The sequence below is a fragment of the Allobosea sp. P1_A7 genome, from assembly GCF_056406775.1.
Genome location: NZ_JBFTZN010000033.1, coordinates 1 through 12,252, shown reverse-complemented (window position 1 = coordinate 12,252; position 12,252 = coordinate 1). Strand labels below are relative to the sequence as shown.

At 65.2% G+C, this 12,252-nt stretch carries 10 protein-coding genes; 5 read left to right on the top strand and 5 right to left on the bottom strand.

The genetic code is table 11. From position 1 onward, the window contains the following. Window positions 1–174 precede the first annotated feature (174 nt). From AC1D34_RS08110 to AC1D34_RS08090, 5 genes are all read right to left on the bottom strand, one after another. A complete protein-coding gene (locus AC1D34_RS08110; protein WP_476823965.1) occupies window positions 175–1,674 on the bottom strand; it encodes a M81 family metallopeptidase in 1,500 nt (499 codons plus the stop codon). Window positions 1,675–1,738: 64 nt separating this feature from the next. Then, window positions 1,739–2,584, bottom strand: coding sequence for an ABC transporter permease (locus AC1D34_RS08105; protein WP_476823964.1), 846 nt, complete (start codon window positions 2,582–2,584; stop codon window positions 1,739–1,741). Further along, the gene (locus AC1D34_RS08100; protein ID WP_441490864.1) at window positions 2,581–3,513 is read right to left on the bottom strand and encodes an ABC transporter permease; all 933 of its coding nucleotides are present in this window, start codon (window positions 3,511–3,513) and stop codon (window positions 2,581–2,583) included. Before AC1D34_RS08100 ends, AC1D34_RS08105 begins: the two co-directional genes overlap by 4 nt. A 36-nt stretch (window positions 3,514–3,549) precedes the next feature. Continuing rightward, window positions 3,550–5,133 (bottom strand): ABC transporter substrate-binding protein, encoded by a 1,584-nt coding sequence (locus AC1D34_RS08095; protein WP_476823963.1) that lies wholly within the window; start codon window positions 5,131–5,133, stop codon window positions 3,550–3,552. Window positions 5,134–5,174: 41 nt separating this feature from the next. Next, window positions 5,175–6,053: a MurR/RpiR family transcriptional regulator gene (locus AC1D34_RS08090; RefSeq protein WP_113519031.1), complete on the bottom strand. Its 879-nt coding sequence runs from the start codon at window positions 6,051–6,053 to the stop codon at window positions 5,175–5,177. A 153-nt stretch (window positions 6,054–6,206) separates the two neighbouring features. On the opposite strand from AC1D34_RS08090, the gene AC1D34_RS08085 reads away from it, so the two are divergent. From AC1D34_RS08085 to AC1D34_RS08065, 5 genes are all read left to right on the top strand, one after another. After that, window positions 6,207–7,472: an NAD(P)/FAD-dependent oxidoreductase gene (locus AC1D34_RS08085; protein ID WP_476823962.1), complete on the top strand. Its 1,266-nt coding sequence runs from the start codon at window positions 6,207–6,209 to the stop codon at window positions 7,470–7,472. Window positions 7,473–7,719: 247 nt separating this feature from the next. Continuing rightward, window positions 7,720–8,496, top strand: a complete 777-nt coding sequence (locus tag AC1D34_RS08080; protein ID WP_441507082.1) for a DeoR/GlpR family DNA-binding transcription regulator — start codon at window positions 7,720–7,722, stop codon at window positions 8,494–8,496. Between the two features lie 145 nt (window positions 8,497–8,641). Continuing rightward, entirely contained in the window at window positions 8,642–10,069 is a 1,428-nt protein-coding gene (gene glpD / locus AC1D34_RS08075) for a glycerol-3-phosphate dehydrogenase (protein WP_476823961.1), read from the top strand. A gap of 123 nt (window positions 10,070–10,192) precedes the next feature. Next, window positions 10,193–11,686, top strand: coding sequence for a carboxypeptidase M32 (locus tag AC1D34_RS08070; RefSeq protein ID WP_476823960.1), 1,494 nt, complete (start codon window positions 10,193–10,195; stop codon window positions 11,684–11,686). A gap of 111 nt (window positions 11,687–11,797) precedes the next feature. Continuing rightward, window positions 11,798–12,252 (top strand): DeoR/GlpR family DNA-binding transcription regulator (locus AC1D34_RS08065; RefSeq protein WP_476823959.1); only part of this gene is annotated, 455 nt, incomplete at its 3' end.

The window sequence follows — 12,252 nt, the reverse complement described above, 5'->3', positions numbered from 1 at the left end:
GCGAGCGCAACCGGCAAGCAACCGATGCGCGTGACATGAAGACCGATACAGCCGGACCATAGCGACCCGGTGGCGGGATGGCACGCAGGGATGCAGCTGGCGGGCCGCCAGCTGGCCCCGGAGTTGCGTGTCGCCGCTCCGGGGGACAGTGAGGCGCCGCGCCCTTATCTCAGGTCAGCCGGCGAGATGCATGTCGCGGTCGAGCGGGAAGATCGGCCGGCGGACATGCTTGTAGGGCAGCTTGGTCAGGTCGGGCGTGCAGAGTGCACCGCTGTCGCAGACCACGACCTTGCCGGCGATCGGCTCGAAGGCGGCACGGAAATGCTGCATGGATTTCAGCCCGACCACCCGTTTCGCAACCGGGTCGATCCCGAAGGCGCGGAACTGCTGCAGGTCGAGCATCTGGGCCGGGAAGGTAGCAACGAGGATGTCGATGCCGCCCACACGCAGCACGGCAGTCGTGCCCCAGCTTCCCTTCAGCCCGCCGAGCATCGGCCCGTCACCGACGAAGTCGCCATCGCTCAACAAGAGAAGCGTGCCTTTGAGCGCAAGCGGTGCGCCCCCGACGCGCGGATCGGTCTTGCCGCCGAGCCGGATCGAGACGCGGTCACCGACCGCGTGGCGATGCAGCTCCTCGGCGGCTTCCGGATCGATGATCGGGCCGAAGCAGGCATCCTGGACGTCGGCCGCGATCATGGCGCGCAGCAATTCGGTGGAGTCGCCATAGCCGCCGCCGCCCGGATTATCCGCGTAATCGGCAATGACCAGCGGGCCGTCCTTGGAGTCGAAGGCATTGGCCTGCCGGGCCGCCTCCTCGACCGTGAGATAGGTGTTCACGCTCTCGAAGCGCCGCGTCCACATGTCATGGACAAGCTCCTCGGCGAAGGCGTGGTGGGCGGACAGATCCCCCTGCCCCGTCACCAGGACGGTCGGGCCGACCTCCTCGATATCGGCATTGCCGAAGGCGCCGTTGACGCTGACGGCGAAGACATCGGGCTTCTGCTCGTAGGCACGTGCCCGCGCGATGCGCTCGACCATCGGCCCGATATCGGTGCGCCCGCCATTGATCTCTTCGAGCATCGGGCGATGGGCGCGAATGGTGACCGGCCTGATTTCGCCGGTCATGGCGCGCTGCAGAATGCCGGCGGCCTGCCTGGCGCAGTCGCGCACATCGACATGCGGATAGGTCTTGTAGGCGACGATGATGTTGGCGAGCGCGGCCATCTTGGGGGTGACATTCGCATGCGGATCGAGCGTGATGCCGATCGGCAGGTCCGGCCCGACCACGGCGCGCAGACGCTCCAGCAGTTCGCCCTCGCCATCCTGGTCGAACTCGGTGACCATGGCGCCGTGCAGGCCGAGCAGGATGCCGTCCAGCCGGTCCTTGTTCTGCCTTGCGGCCTCGATGATAACGCTGGCGATCCGCTCATAGGCATCGCGCGTCACGGGCCCGCAGGGCTGCGCCGAGGCGCTGATCGTGTGGATCACCGTCCAGCCATTGGGGCGGCCGATATCGAGGAAGCCGGCGATCGGCGTGTTCGCCTCGCTGCGGGCCGCAACGGCCTCGTCGCCAAGCTGGATATTGCGGGACGCGAAGGCGGCGTAATCGGCCGGCTTGCGGCTGAACGTATTGCTCTCATGCGAGAATTCGGCGGTCAGGACAGTGAAGGACATGGCGCTTCCTCATACGTTTCTTCTGGCGGATCGGAACGGACAGAGAGCGGCGAGCGGCATGGTCTCAGCCGTCCCGCAGCGGCCGGCGGATATCGAGCGCCTCGATCAGCGCATCGCCGAACAGGTTGATGGCGATGACCGTCGCCGCGATGACGAGGCCGGGAAATATGATGATCCAGGGTGCGATGAAGATCTGCGCCGTACCGGAGCTCATCATCGCCCCCCAGCTCGGCAGGGGCGGCTGAGCGCCCAGGCCGAAGAAGCCGAGCGTAGCCTCGAGAACGATGGCATCGCCCGTCGCCAGCATTCCCGCCACGATCACCGGCGTGATCGCATTCGGCAGCAGATGACAGAACAGGATGCGGGCCGGGCTGGCGCCGATATTGATCGATGCCTCGATGAAGACTTCGTTCTTCAGGGTCATCACCTGCGCCCGCGTCAGGCGCGTGAACTGGGCGAGATAGGCGATGCCGATCGCGATGGCCGTGCTGTGCAGACCCGGACCGAGAATGGCGATCAGGATCAGCGCCAGCAGGATTTCCGGGAACGACCAGGTCAGATCGACGATGACGGTGACGATCCGGTCGAAGACGCCGCCGAAATAACCGGCGGCTGCGCCGAGCGATGCGCCGACGGCGACCGAGAGCGAGATCGACAGCACGCTGACGCTGAGCGAGGTGCGGGCGCCCTGGATGATGCGGGAGAGCAGGTCGCGTCCGAACTCGTCGGTGCCGAGCCAGTGGGCGGCCGAGGGTGGCGAATTCGCCAGGCTCAGATTCTGGCTCGCATAGTCATAGGGTGCGATCCAGTAGGCGAGCAGCGCGCAGAGCACGAGCCCGAGGAGGAAGAGCGCGCTGAGCGCTCCCCGTGGCGAACGCGCGATCCGCGCGGGCAGCGAAGACTGGCTCATCGGGCACCCATCACTTCGCGCAGCCGCGGATCCATGGCTGCCTGGACAAGGTCGCCGAGCAGCGTGCCGAGCATCACCGCGATGGCGAGCATCAGCAGGCAGCCCTGGACGAGCGGATAATCGCGCTGGCCGAGCGCGGTGATCAGCAGCGATCCCAGCCCCGGCCGAGCGAAGACGAACTCGACCGTGACCGCGCCGCCGAGGATCCAGCCGATGCGCAGGCCAAGGATGGTGGCGACCGGCATCAACGCATGCTGCAGGACATGGCGGAGCTGGATGCGCCAGAACGGCAATCCCTTGGCGTAGAGCACGCGAACGAAGTCGCGATTGGCCGTCTCGATCATCGCCGCACGGGTGACGCGGGCGATCAGCGCAGTGCCGCCGATGCCGATGGTCAGCACGGGCAGGACGAGCGCCTCCCAGCTGCGCGCACCGGAGACCGGGAACCACTCGAACTGGACCGCGAACATCAGGATCATCAGCAGCCCGAGCCAGAAGCTCGGAAGGGTCGAGCCGAGCAGAATCAGCCCCATCACGGCCCGGTCGAACAGGCTGTCGCGAAAGGAGGCGGCGAGCACGCCGACCGTGATGCCGATGATCGTGGAGAACATGAAGGCGAGCCCGCCGAGAGCAAGGCTGTGCGGCAGGTTCTCGGCGATCAGCTTCGCCACCGGCTGGCGCAGCACGATCGCATCACCAAGGTCGCCGGTGACGACCTTGCCGAGCCAGCGCAGATATTGGGCAATGAGGGGCTGATCCAGCCCGTATCGCGCAATCATCTGCGCCTGCTGCTCGGGCGACGACCCGACCTGGATGATGTGGTCGAGCGGGTCGCCCGGCACGAGATGGATGATCAGGAAGATCACCAGCGACACGGCCAGGAAAACCGGCACGAGCAGAAGCAGTCGCTTGATCGCGAATTGAAGCAAGGCGCCCTCTCCCGCTCGAACCGGTCCGCGAACCCGTCAGTTGACGGGTTCGATATCGACGATCGACTGGCTCGACAGACCCGAACCGCGGATCTTCTCCGGCATGGTGACGCGCTTGCCGTGAGCAAAGAGCTGGACCGGCTGGTAGATCGGCGCGAACGGATACTGGGACAACACGTATTCGTGGTATTTGGTGAAGTTGACTACGCGCTCATCCCAGTTGCGCGACTTGTTCATTGCGATGTCGTTCAGCTTCTCGGCCTCGGGATCGTTGAACATCGAGACATTGGGATAGCCGAGGCGCTTGGCGCTGAAGAACCAGTCGACGATATCGGCATTGGTCCAGAGATAGGCGCGGACCGCGAGCTGGTGGTCGGTCTTCTTGCGGTATTGCGAATTGATCGTGCTGGAATCGAGGATCGTGATGTCGGCCTGCATGCCGACCGCCTTGAGCTGGGCTTGAAGAACCTCGGCCAGTCGCTTGAATTCCGTGCCATTCTGGGCCCAGAACTTGACCTGGAGTGGCTTGCCGTCCTTGACGCGGATACCGTTGGGGCCGAGCTTCCAGCCGGCCTCGTCGAAGAGCCGCTTCGAGCGCTCGGGGTCGTAGCTGATCTTGTATTTCGGATCGWCCTTGGACTCCTGCAGCGAGGAGATCAGGAAGGTGTCGGCCACTTCGCCGAGCCCGCCATAGAGGCTCTTCATGATCTCCGCCTGGTTCACGGCGAAGGCGGTCGCCTCGCGAACCTTGATGTCGGTGAAGGGCTCCACGCTGGTGTTGATCGGCATGTAGACCAGCTCGGTGCCCGGGATGGTCACCACCTTGATCGACTTGTCCGCCTGCATGCGCGGCAGAAAGTCCGTGGGGACGGCGACGATCAGGTYGGCGCCACCGGTCTTCAGCTCGAGATAGGCAGTCGATTCCTCTGCGATCTCACGAAAGGTAAGCTTCTTGAACTTGGCCGGCCCCTGGTTCTTCGAAAGGTCGGAGGCCCAGGCATAGTCGTCATTGCGGACCAGCACGGTCTGCTGCCCGACCGTGAACTGCTGCAGCTTGTAGGGGCCGGTGCCGACGGCCTCGCTGACGCCGAATTTGTCGCCGAGCGCCTGATAGGATTTCGGCTCGGGAATGCACATGAACGAGCTCGCGAGGTTCGAGAGCAGGTTCGGGTCAGGGTTCTTCATGTGGAAGCGCACGGTGAGATCGTCGATGACCTCGACGCGCTCGATCGCCTCGACGGTGAAGGCGTTCTCCGTGCCCTTGAACTGCGGCACCCACCATTCGATCGTCTTGGCGTTGAAGGGCTCGCCATTGTGGAATTTCACGCCGGGCTTGAGCTTGAAGGTCCATTGCTTGCCGTCGGCCGAAGTCTCCCACGACGTCGCAAGCTGGCCGTGGAAGCTCTGGTCGGCATCCTGAAGGACCAGCCGGTCATAGATCAGCGTTGTCGCCGTGTTCAGCTTCGTCGCCTTGATCGGATTGTAGGTCGGCGCGCCGACCCAGCGTGCCGTCAGCACGAAGGTCGCTTCCTGCGCGACGACAGCCGACAACGCTCCCGAGATCGCCGTCCCGGCCAGCGCGAGAGCCAACGCGGCTCCCCTCACCTTCATCTTCGTCATGACGCCATTCCCCTCTTTTTTGATTGATGTTGGGTCTTCGTTCACTCGACGGGGCCTGAACCATCCCCCACATGCCCCGTGAATCGGCTGTAGAGCGTCGCCATCCTGTTCAGGCGCTCCTCGACGGACGGGCCGAGCTCGATGAAGACGCTGTTGACCAGGAGACTGCCGAGGCTCGCCATCTGCGCGGTCGAGTCCCAGAACTGGTTGAACTCGGTCGAAACCACGAGAACCTCGTCGACGAGGTCCCGGCCCCAGTCGCAGAACGCGTCGGTCACGAGCGTGGTCCGGATGCCGGCCTGCTTGGCTTCGCGGGCCAGCAGCTTGGCCATGCGCGAGTAGCGGCGGGCCTCGAAGATCACGAGACAGGGCGACGGCCCGCCTGAAAGCAGCAACTCGGCGAAATTGCCACCTGCAAGATCGATGAGATGGACGCCCTCGCGTAGGTACTGGAGCTGGTTGGCGAGATACTGGGCGAGGCCCCGCTCCGTCTGGAAGCCCGTGACATAGACGGCCGAAGCCGCGGCAAGCCGCCTGGCGACCCGCTTCCATTCATCCGTCTGGGCCAGCTCGTAGATGGCCACCAGGCCGGAGATCTCGAGCTGCAGGCCGCGGGCGAGCTGATCCTCGCCGGCCAGGCTGCGCTGCTGGAAATCGCGCAGCCGGTCGCTGATCAGCCAGGGCCGGTCGCCGATATCCTGCCTGAGCTGTTCCTTGAGATCCTTGAAGCTCTTGTAGCCGAGCGAACGACAGAAGCGCCCAACCGTCGGCTCGCTGACCTCGACCTTTTCGGCCAGGCTCCCGGCTGTTTCGAACGGCACGCTGTTCAGGCGCGCCAGCATGTAGCTCGCCAGCGCCTTGTCGGCCTTGGAGCCGTCCTCAAGGCAAGCCTGCAGTCTCTGGCGCAGCGTCTGGGTCATGGGTTTGCCCGGTTGATGGCGCAATCAAGAAATTTTTCTTTCATAGTGTCAAACGATTTTTCTTTTCTTGCATATCGCTGAAAAATGAGGCTTCTCGAACGGGTCGCCCGGCCTTTGGGGCGAGCGCGACGCGAGTGATGCCGCCGAGGAGCGATGGGCCAAACGATCAAGCAATCCGACGTCATCGTGCTGGGCGCGGGCATCGTCGGAGTCAGCGTGGCGCTGCATCTGCAGGCGCGTGGTCGTGCGGTGACGCTGATCGACAAGGGCTTGCCCGGCGCCGAAACCAGCCATGGCAATGCCGGCCTGATCGAGCGTTCCTCGGTCATTCCTTATGCCTTCCCGCGGGACCTCTCCACGATCCTGGCCTATGCCTCGAACCGCTCGGTCGCGGTCCGCTATCAGCCGGATTTCCTGGCGCAGATCCTGCCCTGGCTCGCCCGCTACTGGTGGCACTCGGCAAGCGAGCGATTGAACCGCGCCGCCCGGGAGATGCTGCCGCTGATCGAGCGCTGTATCGGCGAGCATGAGTATTTCGCGGGGCCGGCCGAGGTCGAGCCGCTGATGCGTCGCGAAGGCTGGATCGAGTATTACCGGTCAGCGCGCAGCTTCGAACGTGCAGCCGAGGGCGCGGCCGAGCTTGGTCCGTTCCAACTGTCCTATGACGTCCTCGACAGGCAGGCGCTCAATCGCCGGGAGCCTGCCCTGCAGGGCGATATCGCCGGCGCACTGCACTGGCGCGATCCGGTCACCGTCAGCGATCCCGGCGCCGTGACCCGCGCCTATGCAAAGCTCTTTACGGCGCGTGGCGGCGAGCTCGTCACCGGCGATGCGAAGGGCCTGGAACAGAACGGCGCGACCTGGGCGATCACGACACCGCGTGCGCAGTATCGCGCCGGAGCGGCCGTCATCGCGCTCGGCCCCTGGTCGGACGATCTCTGTCGGCGTTTCGGCTACCGTTTCCCGCTCGCCTACAAGCGCGGGTACCACATGCATTACGAGGCGCAGGGCAATGCTGTGCTGAACCACCCGATCTGCGATGCCGAGGCCGGTTTCGTGCTGTCGCCGATGATGCGCGGCATCCGCCTGACCACAGGCATCGAACTCGCGGCCCGTGACGCCCCATCCGACACGCGGCAGATGAAGCAGGCGGAGCAGATCGCACGGCGCATCTTCCCGCTCGGCAAGGCGGTGGATCCCGCACCCTGGCGCGGGGCACGTCCGTGCCTGCCCGACATGAAGCCGATCGTCGGCAAGGCGCCACGGCATGAGGGGCTCTGGTTCACCTTCGGCCACGCGCATCACGGCTTTACGCTCGGGCCCGTCACCGGTCGCCTGCTCGGAGAAATGATGACCGGCGAAGAGCCGTTCACCGATCCGCGCCCCTACGCCGCCGAGCGCTTCACCCAACGTGGCTGAACAGAGATCCGAGGCTGCTCGGTTGCGCTGCGATCATGAGGCGGCCAGCAGCGCCTAGAGCGGCCGCGAAATGGCACCTATTCCGGCGCCAGCATCGGCGTCCTGATGCATGACAGCTCCGGGGCTCCCTCAAGATGTCGCTGATCCGGCAGGGCGAGTCTGGCGCAGCGTAATCAGGCATTCACATTTTGAGTGATTCTGTTGCAAACTGAAAGTTAATCGCAATCACACTTGCAGTGACAGGCTCATGGATCAGCTCAGCACCCCTCGGCAGGCCGAGATTCTGGCCACGGCGCGATTGCAGGGAAAGGTCGGCGTCGACGAGCTGGCCGCTCGCTTCGATGTGAGCCCCCAGACGATTCGCAAGGACCTCAACGAGCTGTGTGACCGCAGGCTGATGACCCGCATCCATGGCGGCGCCGTCATCGCTTCGGGGGTGGAGAACGTCGCCTACGAGGCCCGCCGCTTCATTGCGCAGGCCGAAAAGCGCGCCATCGGCGAAGCAGCCGCCCGGCTGATTCCCAACAACGCCTCGCTCTTCATCAATATCGGCACCACGACCGAGGAGGTCGCGCGCGCCTTGATGCAGCATGAGGACCTGATGGTCATCACCAACAACCTGAATGTCGCGACGCTGCTGTACCGGCAGCCTAGGATCGACGTGGTGTTGGCCGGCGGGCCGGTCCGGCGCACGGATGGCGGGTTGATCGGCTCGAGCACGGCCGAGTTCATCAGCCAGTTCAAGGTCGATTATGCCGTGATCGGGGCCTCTGCCATCGACGAGGACGGTGCGCTGCTCGATTTCGACTTCCGTGAGGTCAAGATCTCGCGCGCGATCATCGACAATGCACGGCGGGTGATGCTGGTTGCCGACCGGCTGAAACTGGAGCGGGCGGCACCGATCCGCATCGGGCATCTGTCCGAGGTCGATGTCTTTGTCACCGACGAACTGCCCTCGCCCGCGTTGCGAACCCTATGCAAAGGTGAAGCCGTCCAGCTCGTCGAAGTCGGCCGCCGGGATTGATCCGCATGGGCGCACTCGCCCCCCATTTGGGCGAACGCTCTGTGCAGGCGGAGACATTGCTTTCGCTTTTAGGTTCACCTATTCAAAAATCATCATCAAAACGAAATCAAACCCGAAACTATCACCCGCCAGCCGGAGAGACGCCGTGACCGCCGTTCCCGAGATTGCCGCCCAGCCATATGATCTCGCGATCATCGGCGGTGGTGTGAATGGCTGCGGCATCGCGCGCGACGCATCCGGCCGCGGCGCCTCCGTCATCCTGTTCGAACAGAGCGACCTCGCCAGCGCGACCTCCTCGGCCTCGACCAAGCTGATCCATGGTGGTCTGCGCTATCTCGAGCATTACGAGTTCCGGCTGGTGCGCGAGGCGCTGATGGAGCGGGAGGTGCTCTGGCWGCTTGCGCCGCACATCATCCGGCCGCTGCGGTTCGTGCTGCCGCATCACAAGGGCCTGCGCCCGGCCTGGCTGCTGCGGCTTGGTCTCTTCCTCTATGATCATATCGGCGGCAGAAAGCTCCTGCCGCCGACCAGCACTATCGACCTCCGGCACGCCCCGCAGGGCGAGCCGCTGAAGCCGGAGCTGGTGAAGGCCTTCGAATACTCGGATTGCTGGGTCGAGGATTCGCGGCTCGTCGTGCTGAACGCAGCCGACGCGGCAGCGCGCGGCGCGGACATCCACACCCGCACGAAGGTGCTCCATGCCGAGCGCGAGGGTAACGCCTGGCGAATCACGACCGTGCGCGATGGCGTGCGCAACAGCGTCCGCGCCAAGGCCCTGGTGAATGCGGCCGGGCCCTGGGTCGGGCAGGTGCTGAACGGGATCGTCCGCTCGAACACGCAGGCCACCGTGCGCATGGTCCAGGGCAGCCATATCGTGGTGCGCAAGCTCTACGAGCATGACCGCTGCTATATCTTCCAGAATTCCGACGGCCGGATCGTCTTCGCCATTCCCTATGAGCGCGACTTCACGCTGATCGGCACGACTGATCGCGACTACCACGGCGATCCCGCGACCGCTTCGGCCACGGCCGAGGAAATCGACTATCTCTGCGCGGCGGCAAGCGAGTATTTCAAGCAGCCGGTGACGCGTGAGGGCGTCGTCTGGACCTATTCCGGCGTCCGGCCGCTCTATGACGACGGCGCCTCCATGGCTCAGGAAGCAACGCGCGATTATGTCCTGACACTCGACGCACCCGAGAGGGAGGCGCCGCTATTGTCGGTCTTTGGCGGGAAGATCACCACCTATCGCCGGCTGGCGGAGGCTGCAAGTGCCGCATATCCGTGGCTGCAGCGCGAGACGGTCACCCGGCTCGCGCGTGCCTACGGCACCCGGGCCCGCGATATTCTCGATGGCGCAGACTCGCTCGCCGATCTTGGTCAGCATTTCGGCGCCGATCTCTACGAGCGCGAAGTCCGCTACCTCATGCGCGTGGAATGGGCCGAGAGGGCCGAGGATGTACTCTGGCGCCGGAGCAAGCTCGGGTTGAGGCTGTCGGAGGCCGGCGCCCGGACACTCGACGCCTTCATGACCGCGACCGCGGAAGCCCGCCTCGCCCCTGCGACGCGAGGCTGATCTCCTGCAGCTCATCCATGGGCATGTGAGGCGCTCGCCTGCTCCCGTGCGCTTGATCAAGCCCTGGGAATGACGCACCACTTTGCGCCCTGCCCTACGGCTACCGGATTGCGAGTTTCCGCCATGACTGCCTATGCCGAGCTTTCCGCCCATTTCGGCCGCGTCGCCGCCCTGTCCAATGCCATTGGCATCCTGCAATGGGACAATGACGCGATGATGCCGAAGGGAGCGGCCGATACCCGGGCCGAGAGCATGGCGTTGCTGCATGTGCTGCGCCACGGCATGGTGACCGAACTGCGTATCGGCGGCTGGCTGTCAGAAGCCGAGGCCGATACGACGCTTGGCGCCTGGGAGCGGGCGAATCTGCGCGAGATCCGGCGCAGCTGGACGGTCGAGACCGCGTTGCCCAGCGATCTGGTCGAAGCCTCGAGCAAGGCAGTTTCGGCCTGTGAGATGCGCTGGCGCCAGGCCCGGGCCGATTCGGATTTTGCCGGCCTGCTGCCCTTTCTGGCCGAGGTGCTCAAGCTTCAGCGCGAGATCGGGCGGGCCAAGGGCGAGCGGCTCGGGCTCTCGCCCTATGATGCGCTGCTGAATGATTACGAGCCCGGCGGCCGCGCGCAGCGGATCGACGGGCTGTTCGACGATCTCGCAGCCTTCCTGCCGGGGTTCACGCAGGAGGCGCTGGCAGCGCAGGCCAGGCGGCCTGCCGCCCCAAGGCTGGAAGGGCCCTTTCCGATCGAGGCGCAGCGCCGGCTCGGCCTGAAGATGATGGCGGCGCTCGGCTATGATTTCGAGCGTGGCCGGCTCGACATCTCGACACATCCCTTCTGCGGGGGCGCCGACAATGATGTGCGTATCACCACCCGCTATGACGAGGCCGACTTCACCAAGGCCCTGATGGGCGTGTTGCACGAGACCGGTCATGCCCTCTACGAGCAGGGCCGCCCGCAAGCCTGGTTGAGCCAGCCGGTCAGCCATGCGCGCGGCATGAGTCTGCACGAGAGCCAGTCGCTGCTGATCGAGATGCAGGCCTGCCGGAGCCATGAATTCATGAGCTTCGCGGCACCGCTGATGCGCGAGGCCTTTGGCGCGAGCGGTGCGGCCTGGGACGCCGAGGCTCTGTGGCGCAATGCGACGCGGGTCCAGCCCGGCTTCATTCGCGTCGATGCCGACGAGGTCACCTACCCCGCCCATGTCATCCTGCGCTATCGACTGGAGCAGGCCCTGATCGCGGACGCCATGCCGCTCTCGGAGCTGCCCTCGGCCTGGAACGAGCAGATGCGGCAGCTGCTCGGTATCACGCCGCCGGACGACCGTCTCGGCTGCTTGCAGGACGTGCACTGGCCGAGCGGCGGCTGGGGCTATTTCCCGACCTATACGCTCGGTGCGATGACGGCCGCGCAGATCTTCGACGCAGCCTGCCGGACCCAGCCGGAGATCCTGCCCGCCATCGGGCGCGGCGACTTCTCCCCGCTCCTCGACTGGTTGCGGACCAACATCCACAGCCAGGGCTCGCTCTACGAGACGGACGAGTTGCTGACCCGCGCTACCGGCCGCCCGCTCGACGCCGGAGTGTTCAAGGCGCATCTGCGCCGACGCTATGTCGGAGAAGGGTGACATCGCCCGCAATAGAGCTGGCAGAAATGTAAGATATCTTCCACAATCGCGAACAGGCCGCGCGCGGCGCTCCCGCGCCCGGCTCTCTTCGTCCAGGTGCAAGAGGTCGACATGTCAGCGCGCGGCGCAGCCTCCCCGAAACCCGCTGCCCTGACGCGCCGCCAGCGCAGCGTGCTCGCGGCGGTCCAGGAGCTCGGGTTCGTCACGATCGACGGGCTGGCAAGGGAATTCGAAGTGTCGAGTCAGACGATCCGGCGCGACATCATCAAGCTGCAGCAGGCCAACTACCTGCACCGCTTCCACGGCGGCGCCGGCCTGACGGACGGCACGTTCCGCCCCGGCTACGCGCAGAAGCTGACGACGGCCCCCGCCGGCAAGGAGCGGATCGGCAGAGCGGTGGCGGAGATGATTCCCGACGGCGCATCGGTCTATCTCGATGTCGGAACGACGGTCGAAGCCGTCGCGCGGGCGCTTTTGAGCAAGATGACTCTGCGGATCATCACCTGCAGCGTCTCCGTCGCGATGATCTTCTGCTCCCACGGCAAGTTCGACGTGTTCGTGACGGG